Origin of the sequence: Nonomuraea glycinis (genome assembly GCF_035920485.1) — a bacterium.
Taxonomy (GTDB): Bacteria; Actinomycetota; Actinomycetes; order Streptosporangiales; family Streptosporangiaceae; genus Nonomuraea; species Nonomuraea glycinis.
Map to the genome: position 1 here is coordinate 8649457 of NZ_CP109166.1, position 18345 is coordinate 8667801.

Sequence of the window (18345 nt, forward strand, 5' to 3'; positions counted from 1 at the left end):
GGGGCGCCCGCCGTCCGGCACGGCCTCCCCGGACGGCGGGCTCGTCCCCTCAAGCCTCCCCCGGACGGCGGGCTCGTCCCCTCAGACCTCCCCGGACGGCGGGCTCGTCCCCTCAGGCGGCGACCTTGGGCGCCGCCCGCCATCGGCCCTTGAAGACGAGCATGGCGGCCAGGAAGACCACCTGGCCGGCCAGCGCGACCAGCAGCCAGGTTTGCCATCCGCCGGCGGCGACGACCAGCGGCGAGATGACCAGCAGGGCCACGATCATGACGCGGACGACCATCCCCCAGATGCCGAGCGCGGCCCCTTGCAGGCGGGCGTCGACGTCCTCGGCGTTCTCGGAGAAGTTCGCCATCCACGGCACGTAGGCGATGCCCAGCACCAGGTAGAGCAGCGCCCAGACCACGATGACGTGCGGGGTGGAGACGTCACGGCCGAAGAGGCCGACGAAGTAGGCCAGCGCGGCGATGGTCAGCAGCGTCCCCGCCGCCGTGAAGGGTTTGCGCAGCTGCAGCCGGTCCGAGATCCGCCCGACCAGGATGACGGCCGCCGCGTTGAGCACGATGCCGAGCGCCACGACGCCGTTGGCGGTGGCCGCGTCCATGGCGAAGGAGGTGACCAGGATCGTCTGGCCGAAGATGGCGAAGGTCCAGTAGAGCACCTGCCAGCCGGTGTTGCCTAACACGTGCGCCCACAGGTGCGGATGCCTGAACAGCTCCCTGACCCGGCCCGGGTCGATCTTCTCGGTGACGCTGACCGCCGACTCGGCGCCCATCACCTGCGCGCGGAGCGCGGCCGACGGCTCGGCGATCTGCCAGATGATGATCGCGCAGAGCGTCAGCGAGACGATGCCCATGATGATCGCCTGCGACTGCCAGGCGTTGCCGAACAGCGGCAGGGTCAGGCTCGCCAGCGCGGAGGCCAGGAACGAGGCGCCGACCGGCCCCCAGGTCCAGAACCCGAACGCCTGCGCCCGCCCCACCCGAGGGGAGAAGTCGCGCACCAGCGACGCGGTGATGGTGATCCCCGCCCCCTCGATGAACAGCATCAGGCAGCGGACGGCGAGCAGGGAGCCGACCGAGTCGACGGTGGCGAGCAGGAAGTTGCACGCGGCGGTGACGGTCAGCGTCGGCACCAGCAGGGCGACCCGCCCCCACCGGTCGGACAGGATGCCGCCGACCCCCGCCGACACACCGCCGACCAGCACCGACAGGGCCGCGATCAGACCGTACTCCTCCAGCGACATGCCGAGGTCGGTCATCAGCAGGGGCAGGATCGTGGCGATCGTGGTCTCGAAGTTGGCCACCAGGCTGGCCAGCACCGCGATCGCGAGCAGGCGGACCCGTCGGCCGCCCACCGGGTAGACACTGAGCTCGCGGACATAGAACGGCTTCATTCCCATCCTCCGGGACGGAGTTGACTGTCGCTCTAGAACGCGTTTCTAGTTACTGCTGAGTCTGACGTTTTATCCCAGCAAGTCAACGTATTCGGGCGTTTCGACGTGATCTTAGTCACATTTACCGCCCGTTGTAACGGAATCGCCGCCGTTTTCTGGAACGTCGCACCCCCTTTGCGCATAAACTGCGCGCCTGTGAGCCTCCCTGTACGCGAACGTTCCCCCCGGCCGGGGGGCGGCCGCCACCGCCGCCCCGTCCCCACGTCCCTGCCACCGGACGCGCCCGTTCTCGTGCTGGCCGCCCCGGGCAGCGCGTCGGGCGTGGCCGCCGAGATCGCCGCCGTCGTGCGCATGGACAACCCCCAGATCGAAGTACGGCTCACCGCCGTCGACACGCTGGCCGAATCGCTACCGGCGGACCGCCAGGCCGTCGTGGTGCCTCTGGTCACCTGGGACGACCCGATCGTCCTGGCGGAGATCAACAAGGCCGTCGCGGCGAGCGGATCCGGCGCGACCGTGACCGAAGCCCTCGGCCCGCACCCGCTGCTGGCGGAGGCGCTGCACATCAGGCTCGCCGAGCGCGGCCTGGCCAGGGCCGACCGCGTTCGCCTGCTGAACGTCTACAGCCCCGTCGACGGCGTCATCCTCGGCACGGTCGGCGGTGAGCGGGCCGTGCACGCCGTGCAGCCCACCGCGGTGCTGCTGGCCTCCCGGCTCACCCTGCCGGTGATCGCCGCCTCGCTCGACAGCGAGCCCGGCGTCCCGCTGGCGGCCGAGCGGCTGCGCGCGGCCGGCGCCGAGCGACTGGCCATCGCCCCCTGCCTGATCGGCCACGAGGCCCCCGCCGACGTCGTGGAGAAGGCCGCCGGCCAGGCCGGCGCGGGACACGCCGAGCCGCTCGGCGCGCACAGCGCCATCGCCGAACTTGTCGCGCGAGCTTACGGGAGTCAACTCGCTACTTGACAAGGCTTGTCAAGATCGGTGATCTCGCGTTACCTTCTGCGCATGCGGCAAGTTGTGTGCACCGGGACGCGTCTGTGGCTTCGCGAGGTCACCGAGGCGGACGTCGCCGCGCTGCACGCCGTCTACGGCGATCCCCAGGCGACCCAGTACATGCCCTTCTCCCCCCGTACTCTCCAGCAGGTCGCCGCGCTCGTCGAGGAGGGCGTGCGCTCCGCGGTGGCCGAGCCGCGCCTGCTGTACGTGCTGGCGGTGCTCGACGTCGAGAGCCAGGAGGTGATCGGCGTGGCCCGCCTGCACATTGACGCCGAGCGTCCGCACAGCGCCGAGATCGGCCTGGGCCTGCGCCCCGACCGGTGGGGACGCGGCATGGGCACGGACCTGGTCCGGCTGCTGCTGGCGTTCGGCTTCAAGCAGCTGGGCCTGCACCGCGTCTGGGGCGCCCGCTCCCCCGCCAACCTGCCGGCCCAGCTCGCCATGCTCACCGCGGGCATGGTGGAGGAGGGCCGCCTGCGCCATCACGTGTCCACCCCGGCCGGCTGGCGCGACTCCGTCATCCACGCCGCGCTGGACGGCGAGTGGGCCGAGCGCTGAGCGGTCAGCGCACCAGCCGGAAGAAGGCTCGGACGTCGCCGACGAGCAGGTCCGGGGCCTCCATGGCGGCGAAGTGGCCGCCCCTGCCGAACTCCGACCAGTGGATCACCTTGTGCTCGCGCTCGGCGATGCGGCGGACGCCGGGATCGCCGGGGAAGACCGCCACGCCGTGCGGGACCGTGGACGGCTCGACCGGCCGCCCCCAGGACGAGGCGCTCTCCTTGTACAGGCGGGCCGAGGAGCCGGCGGTGCCGGTCAGCCAGTAGAGGCTGATGTTGGTCAGCAGCTGGTCGCGGTCCACCGCGTCCTCGGGCAGGTCGTGGGCCGGGTCGGTCCACTCCTTGAACTTCTCGGCGATCCACGCGAGCTGCCCGGCCGGGGAGTCGTGCAGGCCGTAGGCCAGGGTCTGCGGGCGGGTGGACTGCAGCATCGCGTAGCCGGCGCGGTCCTGGTCGCTGTAGGCGCCCAGCCGCGCCAGCTCGGCCTCCGACAGGCCCTCGAACTCGGCGGGGTCGCCCGAGGGGAAGCCGAGGCCGCCGTTGACGTGCACGCCCACCACCCGCTCGGGGTCGATCCTGCCGAGCTGGGGCGAGATGGTCGCGCCCGAGTCGCCGCCCTGGGCGCCGTAGCGCTCGTAGCCGAGACGGTGCATCAGCTCCTTCCAGGCCCGCGCGACCCTGTTCAGATCCCAGCCACGCTCAACGGTGGGCCCGGAGAAGCCGAAGCCCGGGATGGAGGGGGCCACGACGTGGAAGGCGTCGGCCGGGTCGCCGCCGTGCGCGCGGGGGTCGGTGAGCGGGCCGATCACGTTCATGAACTCGACCACGGACCCGGGCCAGCCGTGCGTGACGAGCAGCGGCAGCGCGTCCGGCTCCGGCGAGCGCACGTGCAGGAAGTGCACGTTCTGGCCGTCGATCTCCGTGGTGAACTGCGGGAACGCGTTCAGCGCCGCCTCATGCGCGCGCCAGTCGTAGTCGTCCCGCCAGTAGGCGGCCAGTCGCCTGGCGTACGAGACGGGCACGCCGTACGGCCAGTCGGCGCCGTCCAGCTCGTCCGGCCAGCGGGTCCGGGCCAGGCGCTCACGGAGGTCGTCCAGGTCGGCCTGCGGGACATCGATGGTGAAAGAGTGAATGTCGTTGCTCATGTGGACCACGCTAGGTCCCGGTTAGGACAACTACGGTCCTAGGTGGGCGGGATACTGGCGGACATGTGGGAAACCTCCGCCCGGCTGCTCAAACTCCTGTCCCTCTTGCAGACCCATCGCGACTGGTCCGGCGCCGAGCTCGCGGACCGGCTCGGCGTGACCGGCCGCACCATCCGCCGCGACGTGGACCGGCTGCGCGAGCTCGGCTACCCGGTGCACGCCACCGCCGGGCTGGCCGGGTACCGGCTCGGCGCCGGGCACGACCTGCCGCCGCTGCTGCTCGACGACGAGGAGGCGGTCGCCGTGGCCGTCGGGCTGCGCACCGCCGCGCAGGGCAGCGTGGCCGGCATCGAGGAGACCTCCCTGCGCGCGCTGGCCAAGCTCGAACGGGTGCTGCCCGCCCGGCTGCGCCACCGGGTCAACGCCCTGCAGTCGATGACCGTACCGCTGAGCGGGCCCGCCACCGTCGGCGCGGACACGCTGTCGGCCATCGCGGCCGCCTGCCGCGACCACCAGAGCCTGCGCTTCGACTACAGCAAGCCGGACGGCACCGCCGGCACCCGCACGGTCGAGCCGTACCGGCTCGTCGCCACCGGCCGCCGCTGGTATCTCGTCGCCTACGACACCGGGCGCGACGACTGGCGCATCTTCCGGGTCGACCGGCTCCGGCTGCGCACCCCCGGCGGTCCGCGCTTCACCCCGCGCGAGCCCCCCGACCCCGACCTCGCCGGGTACGCCTCCCGGAAGCTCTCCAACGCCCCCTACCGCTATCAGGGCCGCTTCACCGTACACGCGTCCGCAGAGGCCGTCGCCGAGCGGTCCACCCCCGCCGCGGCCACCGTCGAGCCCATCGACGCCACCACCTGCCTCGTGATCGGCGGCGCCAACTCACTGGACGAACTGGCCTCCTGGCTCGTCTCCCTGGGCGTCCCCTTCGAGGTACACGAACCACCCGAACTACCGGCCCACCTCCGCCTCGTCTCCACCCGCCTCGCCAACGCCGCCCGCACCTCGGCCCCCGACGGATGACACCCCCGCGGCTTCGTACCCGACAGATACCGCCGCCCGTGGCTTGGCGCGCGGCGAGTGAGGACGCGCCGGGGCGGTACGCGGAAGGAGAGGACGCGCGGGGGCGGTAGGCACGGCGGGTGAGACGCGCCGGGTGGTGGGCGCGGAGATTGTCGGTGGGGCGCTCTACGATGAGGCTCCTCACGGAGGGAAGGCAGCCCCATGCTGGACTCGCTGATCGTGCCCCTGTTCGTCACCGCCGACCTGCCGCCGCGGACCGAGCTGGCGGAGTTCGGCGAGCTGCTCGCCGACACGGCGCGCACGCTCAGCCACGAGGGCGTGAGCTATGACGCCTTCCTGGCGGGCAAGGTGTTCTGGCTCGACCGTCCGGTGCTGCCCGAGCAGCGGCCCCAGGCGGAGGCCGAGTCCCGGTTCGCCGCGATGCTCGGCCACCTCGCGGCCTCCGGGGCCGGGCACACGGCCCGTGGCGTGCTCGCCGACATGCGGCAGGCCATCGGCGCGGCCGTGACCGTCCGCTACGGCGACGTGGGAGTCGCACCCGCGGTCTTCGCGATCCGCGACCGCGACGTGCGCGAGCGCACCCCCGACACCGCCCTCTACGTCGACACCCGGCACGCCGCCCGCGATCTGGTCACCGTGACCCGCCCCTACCTCTGACCGCGACCTGCTCACCGTGGGGTCGTCTCTACCTCTGACCGCGACCTGCTCACCCTGGGGTCGTCTCCACCTCTGACCGCGCCCGCTCCCCCCGGGAGGATCGCGGTGCTGCTCTCAGCACGATCACGCCGGACCGGCCGACCTCTCGTCCTCCTGCGCCTCAGTCATCCCGCTCTCGGCCCCCTCAACGCGCGATCGCCCGTCGAACTCGCCCGGCAGCGCGAGATCGACGCTGCCGGACCCCGAGAGGGCACGTGCCAGGTCAGCGAGCTCGTCCGGGATCACGGAACCGCGCGAGATGTCCTGAGCTGACTCAGTGCCACTCCGCGAGGCGGCCTGGGCCGACTCGGTGGCACTCCGCGAAGTGCCCTGGACAGACTCAGGGCCACTCCACGAGGCGGGCTGGGCGAGATCTGACGTCTCACCGGCGAACGCGTGATCACCCCCGCCACGAACGAGATCCGACACCTCACCCCCGAACACCGGATCGCCCCCGCCACGGACCGGATCCGACACCTCACCTCCGAGCACCGGATCACCCCCGCCACGCGCCAGATCCGAGGCCTCAGCCCGGAGGGCGGGGCTGGTGCCGCCGGCTCGTGGGAAGGGTGGGGAGAGGTGGTGGCGGTCGGAGGTGGGGGTGGAGAGGTGGTGGCGGTCGGGGGCGGGAGTGGAGAGGTGGTGGCGGTCGGGGGCGGGAGTGGAGAGGTGGTGGCGGTCGGGGGCGGGAGTGGAGAGGGTGCGCTGGATCGCCGCCAGGCGGGTCACGGCGCGCGGGACCAGCTCGGCCGTGCGGCCCGCCAGCACCTCGTACGGCGCGTCGGGGAGGGGTGTCAGCGTCTCCTCGGCGAGGGCGGCGAGACCTTCCTCAAAGGCGGCCCTGGCGCGGGACAGGTCGCCACGGGCTTCGAAGGCGAAGCCGAGCCGGAGGCAGACGAGGGCGGCGAGGTGTGGCCGGCCGTGGTCGCGGAAGCTCGCGCCGGCGAGGCGCAGGGTCTCCGGGTCTCCGGTGTGCGAGACGAGCCGCGCCATCCGCTCTCTGACGATCGCCTCGCGCACCGGGTCGCCGGTGGCCAGGCCGTGCGCGGCGAGCAGCCCTGTCTCCGCCTCGGCGAGCCGACCGGTCATCATCGCCAGCTCCGCCTCGGCCAGCGTGACGGAGTACAGCGCCGTCAGATCCCGCTCACCGGCCGCGAGCTCCAACGCCCGGTGGAACTCGGCCGCCGCGGCGTCGAAGCGGTCCAGCTCCATCAGGCAGACGCCGCGCATGGTGCGGGCGGCGGACTCCTTGACCCCTGCCCGCCGTGCGGCGGACTCCTTGACCCCTGCCTGCGGAGCGGCGGGCTTCCCGGCCTCTACCCGCGGAACGGCCGACTCGTCGGACCCCATCCGCAGGGCACCGGACCCCTCGGCCCCTGCCTGGGGGGCGGCGGGCTCCTCGGCCCCCGCCCGCAGGGCAGCGGGCTTCTCGGTCCCTACCCGGGGGGCGGCGGGTTCCTCGGCTCCTGCCCGTAACCGGGCGTACGCTTCGGCGGCTGTCGCGAAGTCCTGGGCCGCCTGTTCCAGGGCGTTGTCGCCGTAGCCGAGGACGCCGAGGTCGTAGCGGACGCCGGCGAGGCCGTCGGCGTCGCCGATGGTGTTGTAGGCCCGTTCGGCCAGCTCGAACGCGCGTCTGGCGGCCGGCAGGTCGCCGCGCGCGTGCCGGCGGCGGGCGATGTGCAGCCATTCGTCGGCAGGGTCGCGCCGCTGGCCGTGCCGGCGCACGATGTCGACGATGCTCGTCTCACAGGCGGCCGCGTGTTCGGCATGTCCGAGCCTGTAGAGCAACCGCGCGTGCGAGTCCAGCGCCTGGCAGGCGTCGTCCCAGGCGCCGAGGGCCTCCAGCTCGGCCGCGCAGGTGGTGATCAGCTCGGCGGCGGTGGGCAGGCGTCCCAGCTCCACGCAGGCTCGCGCGCTGTCGATCAGGGCAGTCGCCGCCCGTTCGGCCTGGCCGAGTGCCTGGTACAGCTCACGGGCCCGGCCGGCGCACTCCCGTGCCGCGCCGGGGTCGCCCGCGGCGAGGTAGGCGGCGGCCGCGTCGCTGCGGTGGGACGCCTCTTCGGTGGCCAGTCCGGCCTGGGCACTCAAGGCGGCGGCCCGTACGTGGAGCTCGATGGCCCGCTGCGGGTCGCCTGCCCGGGCCGCCACGGCGCCCATCTTGCCGACCTGTGCCGCCTCCCCGGGGCCCTCGCCCAGCTCGCGGTAGGCCGCCGCGGCGCGCTGGTAGGCGCGCAGCGCCGGCTCCCACTCACCGAGCTCCTGGTGGTGGCTGCCGGCCAGGGAGAGCGCGTCGGCGGCCTCGACCGGCTCGCCCGCCGTGGTGAACGCCGGCCCGGCCCGTTCGAGCAGCTCGATCGCGAGCCGGAGCCGCTCCCGCTCGGCGAGCTGGACGGCGGTGGCCGCCAGGAAAGGGCCGGCCTCGCCCGCCACCCGGGCGTGCCGCTCACCGATCCGGAGCAGCAAGCGCGCCGTCTCCTCCTCGTCGTACACCAGCGCGAGCCGCGTCGCCGCCCGCGCCAGATCCTCGCCCGGGGGCCGCGTCAGCAGGTCCGTCTCCTCGAGCGCCCGGCGAAGCTGGGTACGCAGCTCACGGTCCCCCTGCGCGCGACTGGCCAGCCCCAGCGCCTCAGCGAGGTCAGCGGTGTCAAGGAGGTCGGGGGTGCCGCCGGCGTGCGGGGCAGCGCCCTGCGTAGCGGCCGTGGTGTGGGGGGCGGTGTGCGGAACCGCGGTGGTGTGCGGGGTGGTGGGGTGCGGGGCTGTGGTGGGGTGGGGGGTGGGTTCTCTGAAGCGTTGGAGGAGGGCCTTGACGAGGGTGCTCAGGGTTTTGGGGCGGTCGTGTGCCTCGACGGCCCGGCGGGCGGTGGTCACGGCCTCGTCGAGATCGGCCTCGCGGCCTTCGTCGCCGTCCATCGCCCGCCGGCGCAGCAGCTCGGACATCAGGCCGTACGCCTCAGCCAGGAACGACGGCTCCTGGTCGGCGGCGAGCGCTTCGCGGAGCGCGGCGATGCCCTCGTCGGCGGCGGTCATGCTCAGGTCCAGGCGCAGGGCCTGGCCGAGCAGCAGCAGGGCTCGCGGGCGCAGCGGGTCGTCCTCACCGCAGGCCGCGACGGCCGAGCGGGCGGCGGCCGTCGCCTCGCCCGGGTGCTCTCCCAGCCCAGCCTGCTGGACCAGCGCGCCGGCCAGGTCGCACAGCAGCCGCGGCCGGTCCGGGTGACCGGCGTAGGTACGTGCGACCGCCTGGCGCAAAGTCTGGATCGCGACCTCCAGGTCGGCCGGGTCGTCGCCCACCCGCCAGCGCCGCAGGCGCCGGTTCGCGAGCAGGCCGAGCCGGGTCAGCTGGTCGCGGCCGAGCCTGTCGGGGATCTCCCGCACGGGGGTGCCGAGCACCTCCGCCATCTCCCGGCCCGCCTCCAGCGACCGCATGTCGCCGGTGACGACGTACCACTCGACCAGTCCGGCGGCGTAGCCGGCGACCACGCGCGGGTGGGGGTGGTCGTCGTGCCAGAAGTCCAGCGTGGCCTGCCCGATCCGGATGAAGGCCAGCAGGTCGGCGTCGGCGGCCGACGCGGTGGCCCGGGACTGGGCCAGGTCGAACAGGGCGAGCAGCGCCTGGGACCGCTCGTGGCCGCCCGGCCGCCGCTGGGCGGCCACCAGGTGGGCGCCGATCAGCTCGGGGTCGCCGGGCAGGGCCAGGCCGAGCACCGCCGCCAGCTCGCGCAGGCGGCGGGCGCCACCGGGCCCGCCGAGGGCGGCCCTGAGGTGTACGTGGACCGCGTCGTCGAGCGCCTCCGGCTCCCCCGTGGCCGCGAACAGCCGCAACAGCCCGCCGCCCAGGATCGCCAGTGCCTCCGGCGCCCAGGAAGGATGGGGGTCCTCCATCGTCTCCCGCAGCAGGGACTCCACCAGCTGGTCGCACACCTGCGCCGACGGCGTGCTGAGCGCGCGGCGGATCAGGGCGTGCAGCAGCAGCCCGACATGCGGGGAGGTGTCCGGATCCACGTGGTGCAGGACCTCGTCGACCAGCTCCGCCCAGGTCTGTGGCGCGTCGGCCGAGGGGACGTTCGTCGTCTCCGGCATCCCGCCGGGATCGACCACGGCGGCGGCGGCGAGGAACACCCCTGCCACGGCCGCCTCGCCGCCGGATCCGTCCAGCCGGTAGCGGGCCAGGTGGAGCCTGCCGATCAGGCGCCAGATCGCGGCGTCGGCCGCCTCGCCGGTGCAGGCCCGCATCGCCTGCTCGGCCTCGGTCAGCGCGGCCCCGGACAGCACCAGTCTGGGGTCGGCGGTCCGTTCGAACTCCTCGATACGGGCAGCGAGAGGTCCGGGCGGAGCGTTCATGGGGAAAGGCTCTCACCAGCGTGGCCCCGCCGTACAGGACCGGATCGCGCATGAGCGAGGTCCGGGGTCGTCAACTCTTCGTACAAGTCCCTGAGCGTGATGGTGAGGTCACGGACTGCTGGGGTAGGCGAACCCACATGCTCTACGGCAAGGAACATGTCCAGCGCTATCGGGAAACCGACGGCGCGGAGGGACACGACTGGAACAACACTACGGTTCTTCTCCTGACCACCAAAGGCCGCAAATCGGGCAAGCCATATACGACGCCGCTGATCTACCAGCCGCATGGCGAGAGCTATGTGGTCGTCGCGTCGAAGGGCGGCGATCCCGACCACCCTGACTGGTACAAGAACCTGCAGGTCAATCCCGAAGTGGAGGTGCAGATCAAGGGCGACACGTTCAGGGCCGCCACCCGTACGGCCGGCAGCCAGGAGCGGCCCGAGCTCTGGCGGCTGATGACCGCGACCTGGCCCGACTACGACGAGTACACCAAGAAGACCGATCGGGAGATTCCGATCGTCGTCCTCGAACCGGCCCGCTAGCCGCCTGCCCGCCGCGCCCGGAGCGCGGCGGGACAGGTCAGGTCAGGTCAGAAGGTGATCAGCGGCTCGCCGATGAAGTCGGCGATGAAGTTCACGAAGAAGAATCCGAAGAACAGGAAGTTCAGCCCCAGGATGACGTAGTGCCAGGGCCGTGGCCGGGCCGGCCGGGGCAGCTTGCTGTTCAGGTACATGAGGAAGAACGGGTAGATCAGCGCGCCCAGGTTCGACATGTTCGCCGACCACTCCACCAGCGCGACCGGCAGGCTGAGGTGGATGACGATGGAGATGACCACCAGCAGAGTGATCATGAACGGGTAGTAGAACCGGCGCGGATCCCCCTCGACCAGGCGGCGCAGGCGTGGGCTGGTGGCGTGCGCGGCGTCGGTCGTCACCCGCACCATCGCCTCGAAGATGCCCAGCTGGGTGGAGAACAGGATCAGCACCCCCAGCACCAGCCCCACGTAGAAGACCGTCTGCCCGTACTCGTCGCCGAGCGCGGCGGCCACGAACGTGGGGACGTTGGCCCGGGTGGGCGTCTCACCGGAGAGCTGGACCGCCTGCGCCATGAGGAGCGTGGGCAGCAGCATGCCGAGGATGGCGCCGACGAAGAAGACGCCCCACATGTCCACCATCAGCAGGCGGTACCACCGGCGCCACAACCCGCGGTTGAGGTCGTTGTCGGGGAAGGTGACGCCGCTGGCCAGGATCTCGCTCCGGGGGCCGCGCAGCCCGGAGATGTATCCGGCCCGGTGGCCCATGCCGTAACCCTTGTCGCGGTAGTGGCCGAGGACGTACCAGTTGAGGCCGGAGGCGAGGGCGGTGAAGCCGGCCAGCGCGCCGAGCTGGGTGGCGGTGATGCCGGCGGGCGGGGCGACGAAGGTGAAGAAGCCGCGGATGCCCTCCCACCACAGCTCCCACGGCACCACGAGCAGGTCGATGGCGAGCAGGGCGAGCAGGATGGCGCTCACCATCAGCCAGTTGGCCAGCTCCAGCGCGCGGCTGATCCGGCGGGCCAGCGCGGTGATCAGGAAGATCAGCACCAGCAGGGCGATGGCCCACAGCCGGGGCTCCTCGGCGCCGGCGGGCGGGATCGTGCCGTGCACCAGCGCGTACACGCCCTGCCCCGCCGAGGCGGCCCAGCCGCCGGCGATGAACGCGAAGATGACGATCAGGACCGAGAGCGGGATCCACAGCCGCCAGCCGGGCGGCACCCGGCCCCAGCCGACCACCGGCGTCTCGCCGGTCGCCATGACGTAGCGGGCGCATTCGACGTTGTAGAACGTCTGCAGGATCGCCGAGACCAGGATGACCCAGCCGACGCCGACGAAGCCGTACTGCCCCACGCTCAGCGGGCCGAGCAGCCACTCGCCGCTGCCGATGGAGATGCCGAGGGCGATCAGGCTCGGCCCCACGGCGTACTTGAACAGTTGTAAGGGCCCGATCCGGGAGACCTTGAAGACCTCTTCGGGCGTGGGCAGGTCGGTGACTTCGAGATCTGGCCGGCTGACTCCGAGCGGGTGCGACATCTCACTGCCTCCTGCCGCCCAGAGTGAGCCCGAACCAGGGCCGCTACAAGACCCAATCAGCCCGTTTCGCGCAGTGACGCGTACAGGTCCGCGGTGCGGCGCGCGACGCGCTCCCAGGAGAAGTGCTCGACGGCGCGCACCCGGCCCGCCCGCCCCATGGCCGCGGCCCGCGCCGGGTCCCCCAGCAGGGCGTTGACCCGCTCCGCCAGGTCCGCGGCGAAGCGGCCCGCGTCGTGCGGGGTGCCGTCGGGGGCCTGGTCGATGGGCACCAGCTGGCCGGTCTCGCCGTCGGCGACCACCTCGGGGATGCCGCCGGTGGCGGTGGCGACCACGGCGGTCTCGCACGCCATCGCCTCCAGGTTCACGATGCCCATCGGCTCGTACACCGACGGGCAGACGAACACGGCGGCGTGCGTGAGCAACTGGATGATCTGCGGCTTGGGCAGCATCTCGGAGATCCAGAACACGCCCTCCCGGTCCAGGCCGCGCACCAGCCCGGCGACCTCGGCCTCGATCTCCGGGGTGTCCGGCGCGCCCGCGCAGAGCACGAGCTGCGCGCCGGGGGCGAAGGACCGCGCCGCGTGCAGGAGGTGGACGAGCCCCTTCTGCCGGGTGATCCGCCCCACGAAGATGACGTACGGCCGGGCGGGGTCGATGCCATGCTTTTTCAGGACCTCGTGGCCGTTGTCCGGTGCGTACTCGGCGGTGTCGATGCCGTTGTGGATGACGCTCACCTTGGCCGGGTCGATCCCCGGGTAGGCGGCCAGCACGTCGCGGCGCATCCCCTCCGACACCGCGATCACCGCGTCGGCGGCGGCCAGGGCGGTGTGCTCGGCCCACGACGAGATCGCGTAGCCCCCGCCGAGCTGCTCGGCCTTCCACGGGCGCAGCGGCTCCAGGCTGTGCGTGGTGACGACGTGCGGGATGCCGTGCAGCATCTTCGCGACATGCCCGGCAAAGTTGGCGTACCAGGTATGCGAGTGCACGACGTCCGCGCCCGCGCACGCGGCGGCCATCTCCAGGTCCACGCCGAGCACCTGCAAGGCCGCGTTCGCGGACTCCAGCCCACCCGGCACCTGATAGGCGGACACGCCAGATTCGTCCCGTTCGGCCCCGAAACACCGGACTCGCACGTCGGCCAGCTTGCGCAACTCCCTGGCGAGGTACTCCAGGTGCACGCCGGCGCCGCCGTAGACCTCCGGTGGGTACTCCCTGCTGAGCAGATCAACACGCATGACACGACCTTACGAGCAAGCCGCCCGTTCAGGACACATCGACAGCCCCGACACCGGATCGAACGTGCGGCGATGGCCGTACATATCTCCGGAGAATGGGACACGGCGGGAGAGAGCCGGACGAGGTTTCTTCGATAGATCGGCCAATTGGGGGTAGCGTCCTGGGCATGAGGTCCCGGAGGGTGCTTGCGGTCGTGCTGGCAGGTGGAGAGGGAAAGAGGCTCATGCCTCTCACGGCGGACCGGGCGAAACCGGCGGTGCCGTTCGGCGGCATGTATCGGCTCATCGACTTCGTGCTGTCCAACCTGGCCAACGGCAACTATTTGAAGATCGTCGTACTGACCCAGTACAAGAACCACAGCCTTGACCGCCACGTCTCGCGCACCTGGCGGCTGTCGTCGATGCTCGGCAACTACGTGACCCCGGTCCCCGCGCAGCAGCGGCTGGGTCCACGCTGGTTCTCCGGCTCGGCCGACGCGCTCTTCCAGAATCTGAACCTGATCTACGACGAGATGCCCGAGCACGTCATCGTGTTCGGCGCGGACCACATCTACCGGATGGACCCGCGGCAGATGGTGGAGCAGCACGAGGAGTCGGGCGCGGACGTGACGGTGGCGGCCATCCGGCAGCCGCTGTCGCTGGCCGACCAGTTCGGCGTGATCGAGACCGATCCGCAGGGCCGCCGGATCGTCGCGTTCCGGGAGAAGCCCAAGGACGCGGTGGGCCTGGCCGACTCGCCCGACGAGGTGTTCGCCTCGATGGGCAACTACGTGTTCAAGACGCAGGCGATGATCGACGCGCTGCGGGAGGACGCGCTCGACCCGACCAGCAAGCACGACCTGGGCGGCAACATCATCCCGATGATGGTCAAGTCGGGCGGGGCCGACGTCTACGACTTCGCGCACAACGTGGTGCCGGGCTCCAGCGAGCGCGACCGTGGCTACTGGCGCGACGTGGGCACGCTCGACGCCTACTACGAGGCCCACATGGACCTCATCGCCGCGCACCCGATCTTCAACCTCTACAACGACAAGTGGCCCATCCACACCGGCCACGACCCGCTGCCGCCGGCCAAGTTCGTGCACAACGACGGCGACCGGGTGGGCCGGGCGATCGACTCGCTGGTCTCCCCCGGGGTGATCATCTCCGGCGGCCTGGCCCTGCGGTCGATCCTGTCGCCGATGGTGGTGCTGCACTCCCATTCGGTGGTCGAGGACTCGGTCCTGATGGACAACGTCAAGATCGGCAGGGGCGCCGTGGTCCGCAAGGCCATCATCGACAAGAACGTGGTCATCCCGGACGGCGCGCGCATCGGCTTCGACCTGGAGTACGACCGCACCCGCTTCGCGCTCACCCGCGGCGGCGTCGTCGTCATCGGCAAGAACGAGATCGTCGACCGCTGAGACCGCTTCCGGACGGGCCTAGAGTGATGGGGTGCTGCCAGATCTTCGCCAACCCCGGATCCGTGAGCTCAGCGAGTCGGAGTTGCCCCGGCGCCACTGGCGCGGGGATGACGGCGACGGCGGGGTGTGGCTGTTCGAGAGCGTCGAGGGCGACGGCGAGCACTGGGCGATCCGGCAGATCGAGATCGACGCCCGGCGTGGCGTTCACCTCTACTGGTGGCGGCACCTGCAGGACGAGCACGGTTTCCTCACCGACCAGGCGCTGGAGATCTGGGACCTGACGGAGATCGGCGAGGCGGCGTTCCAGGCCGTCTGGGCGGCCGGCGAAGAGCGAGACTGAGAGCGATCGGGCATAGGACGGTCCCGAGGGCTCGGCGTGAGCTCCCGGGACCGGTCAGGCCGGACGGCACTCAGCCGTTGAGACGCCACTCGTCACGGAGGAGCGCGTACCTCAGGGCCCAGCTGTCCAGGCCATGGTGGTCGTAAGCGTCGTAGTGGTGACCGTGGTGGTGGCCGTGGTCATGGTGGTGGTGGTTCTGGCAGGCGGCGGCGTCGCGCGTCCCCTGCGCGACCTTGTCGGGGCCGTAGACGTTCTGCCAGGTCCGGACCTCCTGCGTCTCCATGTCGCAGATCCGGGTCGACTGGTCTTCGACGGCCGCGGTGGCCGGCCCCGCCAGGCCGGCGGCGAGCGCTGCTGCGGCGAACAGAGCCCCGCCCGCGGCGATAAGGGCACTTCTCATGATATTCCCCCCGTGATCACGAAGTGTCATCGATCCATCACTATACGGAGGGGCTTCGAGCGCGACCCGCACGCCACGCTGGGCGCGACGGCAACTGATCATCCGGGTGCCGCCCCGGGGAGTCGAACCCCGAACCTCCGCCTCCTGAGGGCGGCGCCTCTTGCCAAGTTGGGCCAGAGCGGCTTGGGCCCCGGGCCGGGCTGGCGTGGGCCTTGCCCGGGGCGAGGGCTCGTGTCCGGCCGGGGGGCGCCATTCCCACCGGTCAGACCGGGCCCGCGGCCCTCTTCTTTCAGGGCCGTCGTCCGAGTGGCAGGATTCGAACCTGCGATGCTCCTGCTCCCAAGGCAGGCGGGCGGCCGAACTACCCCACACTCGGTCGTACATGAAGGCATGAGAAAGCCGCCTCGGGGAAACCCCGGGCGGCCGTCCTGGTGTCCGTGTCAGATCACCAGGCAGCCGGCCCCGCCTCAAGGGGGGTCTTCAGTGCGCTCACCGCTGCCGCCTTCCCTGCTGCCGGACGCTTCTTGCTGGACGCTGTCCACGGTAGCCCGGTGATCGCCTCGGGTGCCACCGAATAAAACCCCGGGGGCCACCGAACAAAACCTCGAGGCCACCGCACAGAAGCTAGCCGCGCCCGCCGTTGCGCCACGGCACCCCGGCGCGGCTCTCGGGCGTCTCGATGCGGAAGCGGGGCAGCGCGTCGGGGTAGTTCTCCCTGATGTAGGTGACGAGGTGCTCGCGTACGTCGCACTTGAGGTCCCAGGCGGAGGCCGAGTCCGCGGCGCTCATCAGGCCGCGCAACTCCACCAACCCGTTCGGCAGCACGTCGGTGACCTGGAGCGTCCAGTCCTTCTGGTCCCACAGCGGGCTGTCCTGGATGAACCGGTAGAGCTCCTCGCGCAGCTTGTCGACGGGCACCGCCCAGTCGACCCGCAGATAGACCGCGGCCACCACCCGGCTGCCGTGCCTGGTCCAGTTCTCGAACGGATTCTGGGTGAAGTAGGAGACGGGCAGGACCAGCCGCCGCTCGTCCCACAGCCGCAGCACCACGTAGGTGAGCGTGAGCTCCTCGATGCGGCCCCACTCCTCCTCCACCACGACCACGTCGTCCAGGCGGAGCGCGTCGCTGAAGGCGAGTTGCAGGCCGGCGACCATGTTGCCGAGCGTCGGCTGGGCGGCGATGCCGATGATGGCGCCCGCGATGCCGGCGGAGGCGAGCAGCCCGGCGCCCAGCGCCCGCACCTGCGGGAAGGAGAACAGCATGACGCCGAAGGCGATGATGATGACGGCGGCGGTGGCGACCCGGCGGACCAGCCCGATCTGTGTGAGGATCCGCCGGGCCCGCCGGTTGCGCTCCCCCTCGACCTGGACCAGGCGGTCCATGACGAGGTCCGTGAGGGCGTAGCTGGCCTGGATGACCAGCCAGGTGAGCGCCGCGATCGAGGCGACTTCGACCACTCGCTCGATCATGGCGCCGACGGCCAGTTCCTCACGGGAGATGCCGAGCATCGACGGAAGGAACACCAGGCTGAACGTCAACGTCGTGGCCACCGCGAACATCGGCCAGGTGCAGCGCTCGACCAGGTGACGGGCCAGGTCCCACCTGCGCCCGACTCTGACCAGCATCCGTCTGGCCAGTTCCACCAGCAGGATCGCGCCGGCGATGGAGCCGGCCAGTATCAACCAGTGGGCCGTCGACGACACCCGCACAGCCTCCTGAAATAGCCCACCAAATTACCTAGAACGTCTCATCAAAGCTCACATTGCCCTCGACAGCCACCTGGTAAGCGGAAACACGCCGTTCGAAGAAGTTGGCCAACTCCTGCACGTCCTGCAGCTCCATGAACGCGAACGGGTTGGCGGCGCCGTACCTGGCGGGCATGCCCAGCCTGGCCAGGCGCTGGTCGGCGACATACTGCAGGTAGGAGCGCATCTGCTCGACGCTCATCCCCGGCATGCCGTCGCCGCACAGGTCACGGGCGAAGGCCAGCTCCGCCTCGACGGCCTCCTCGATCATGCGGGTCACCTGAGCGCTCAGTTCGTCGTCGAACAGCTCGGGCTCCTCCGCCCTGACGGTGTCCACGACGCTGAAGGCGAACTCCATGTGCATGGACTCGTCGCGGAACACCCAATTCGTCCCGGTGGCGAGCCCGCTGAGCAGGCCGCGCGAGCGGAACCAGTAGACGTAGGCGAACGCGCCGTAGAAGAACAGGCCCTCGATGCAGGCGGCGAAGCAGATGAGGTTGAGCAGGAACTGCCTGCGCTCACCGGGGGTCTCCAGGCGGTCGATCCCGTTGATGGAGTCGATCCATCTGAAGCAGAACTCGGCCTTGTCGCGGATGGACGGGATGTGGTCGACGGCGGCGAACGCCTTGACCCGCTCCTCGGGGTCGGGCAGGTAGGTGTCCAGCAGCGTCAGGTAGAACTGCACGTGGACGGCCTCCTCGTACAGCTGCCTGCTCAGGTACAGGCGCGCCTCGGGGGCGTTGACGTGCTGGTAGAGGTTGAGCACGAGGTTGTTGGCCACGATGGAGTCGCCGGTGGCGAAGAAGGCGACCAGCCGGTTGATCAGGTGGCGTTCCTGGGCCGTCATCCTGGCCAGGTCGGCCAGGTCGGTGTGCAGGTCGACCTCTTCGACCGTCCAGGTGTTGCGGATCGCGGCCCGGTAGCGCTCGTAGAAGTCCGGGTAGCGCATGGGGCGCAGCGTGAGGTCCATTCCAGGGTCCAGCAGCATGGGAAGTT

Annotated in this window: 15 protein-coding genes and 2 tRNA genes; 7 read left to right on the plus strand and 10 right to left on the minus strand. The window is 71.3% G+C overall.

The genetic code is table 11. From position 1 onward, the window contains the following. Positions 1-112: 112 nt before the first annotated feature. Complete coding sequence (locus OHA68_RS40755; protein ID WP_327105000.1) at positions 113-1396, minus strand: MFS transporter; 1284 nt, start codon at positions 1394-1396, stop codon at positions 113-115. Positions 1397-1591: 195 nt separating this feature from the next. Between OHA68_RS40755 and OHA68_RS40760 the strand changes: the two genes are divergently transcribed. Both OHA68_RS40760 and OHA68_RS40765 read left to right on the plus strand, forming a co-directional pair. Next, positions 1592-2359 carry a sirohydrochlorin chelatase gene (locus tag OHA68_RS40760; protein WP_327105001.1) on the plus strand — a complete coding sequence of 256 codons (768 nt, stop codon included), beginning with the start codon at positions 1592-1594 and terminating at the stop codon, positions 2357-2359. A gap of 42 nt (positions 2360-2401) precedes the next feature. After that, the gene (locus OHA68_RS40765; protein ID WP_327105002.1) at positions 2402-2950 is read left to right on the plus strand and encodes a GNAT family N-acetyltransferase; all 549 of its coding nucleotides are present in this window, start codon (positions 2402-2404) and stop codon (positions 2948-2950) included. Positions 2951-2954: 4 nt separating this feature from the next. On the opposite strand, the gene OHA68_RS40770 is transcribed toward OHA68_RS40765, so the two are convergent. Then, positions 2955-4094, minus strand: a complete 1140-nt coding sequence (locus OHA68_RS40770) for an epoxide hydrolase family protein (RefSeq protein WP_327105003.1) — start codon at positions 4092-4094, stop codon at positions 2955-2957. 63 nt (positions 4095-4157) lie between these two features. Between OHA68_RS40770 and OHA68_RS40775 the strand changes: the two genes are divergently transcribed. Both OHA68_RS40775 and OHA68_RS40780 read left to right on the plus strand, forming a co-directional pair. Continuing rightward, positions 4158-5123 carry a helix-turn-helix transcriptional regulator gene (locus OHA68_RS40775; RefSeq protein WP_327105004.1) on the plus strand — a complete coding sequence of 322 codons (966 nt, stop codon included), beginning with the start codon at positions 4158-4160 and terminating at the stop codon, positions 5121-5123. A gap of 201 nt (positions 5124-5324) precedes the next feature. Beyond that, complete coding sequence (locus tag OHA68_RS40780; RefSeq protein ID WP_327105005.1) at positions 5325-5780, plus strand: hypothetical protein; 456 nt, start codon at positions 5325-5327, stop codon at positions 5778-5780. Positions 5781-5903: 123 nt separating this feature from the next. Here OHA68_RS40780 and OHA68_RS40785 read toward each other — a convergent pair whose 3' ends face one another. Beyond that, entirely contained in the window at positions 5904-10157 is a 4254-nt protein-coding gene (locus OHA68_RS40785) for a hypothetical protein (RefSeq protein ID WP_327105006.1), read from the minus strand. A gap of 137 nt (positions 10158-10294) precedes the next feature. Between OHA68_RS40785 and OHA68_RS40790 the strand changes: the two genes are divergently transcribed. Then, positions 10295-10699, plus strand: coding sequence for a nitroreductase family deazaflavin-dependent oxidoreductase (locus OHA68_RS40790; protein WP_327105007.1), 405 nt, complete (start codon positions 10295-10297; stop codon positions 10697-10699). A 47-nt stretch (positions 10700-10746) separates the two neighbouring features. On the opposite strand, the gene OHA68_RS40795 is transcribed toward OHA68_RS40790, so the two are convergent. Next, positions 10747-12225, minus strand: coding sequence for an Nramp family divalent metal transporter (locus OHA68_RS40795; RefSeq protein ID WP_327105008.1), 1479 nt, complete (start codon positions 12223-12225; stop codon positions 10747-10749). A gap of 56 nt (positions 12226-12281) precedes the next feature. Further along, a complete protein-coding gene (gene glgA, locus OHA68_RS40800; protein ID WP_327105009.1) occupies positions 12282-13460 on the minus strand; it encodes a glycogen synthase in 1179 nt (392 codons plus the stop codon). Between the two features lie 167 nt (positions 13461-13627). On the opposite strand from glgA, the gene glgC reads away from it, so the two are divergent. Continuing rightward, positions 13628-14863 (plus strand): glucose-1-phosphate adenylyltransferase, encoded by a 1236-nt coding sequence (glgC, locus tag OHA68_RS40805; RefSeq protein ID WP_189143465.1) that lies wholly within the window; start codon positions 13628-13630, stop codon positions 14861-14863. Positions 14864-14894: 31 nt separating this feature from the next. Further along, entirely contained in the window at positions 14895-15203 is a 309-nt protein-coding gene (locus OHA68_RS40810) for a hypothetical protein (protein WP_327105010.1), read from the plus strand. A gap of 70 nt (positions 15204-15273) precedes the next feature. On the opposite strand, the gene OHA68_RS40815 is transcribed toward OHA68_RS40810, so the two are convergent. The 5 genes from OHA68_RS40815 to OHA68_RS40835 all read right to left on the minus strand — a co-directional run bounded on the left by OHA68_RS40815 (position 15274) and on the right by OHA68_RS40835 (position 18337). Further along, the gene (locus tag OHA68_RS40815; protein ID WP_327105011.1) at positions 15274-15603 is read right to left on the minus strand and encodes a hypothetical protein; all 330 of its coding nucleotides are present in this window, start codon (positions 15601-15603) and stop codon (positions 15274-15276) included. Between the two features lie 107 nt (positions 15604-15710). Next, positions 15711-15786: transfer RNA gene (locus tag OHA68_RS40820), tRNA-Leu, on the minus strand. Between the two features lie 118 nt (positions 15787-15904). Beyond that, positions 15905-15979, minus strand: a tRNA-Pro gene (locus OHA68_RS40825). A gap of 248 nt (positions 15980-16227) precedes the next feature. Further along, complete coding sequence (locus OHA68_RS40830) at positions 16228-17307, minus strand: mechanosensitive ion channel family protein (RefSeq protein WP_327105012.1); 1080 nt, start codon at positions 17305-17307, stop codon at positions 16228-16230. Between the two features lie 34 nt (positions 17308-17341). Continuing rightward, positions 17342-18337, minus strand: coding sequence for a ribonucleotide-diphosphate reductase subunit beta (locus tag OHA68_RS40835; protein ID WP_327105013.1), 996 nt, complete (start codon positions 18335-18337; stop codon positions 17342-17344). Positions 18338-18345: the final 8 nt, after the last annotated feature.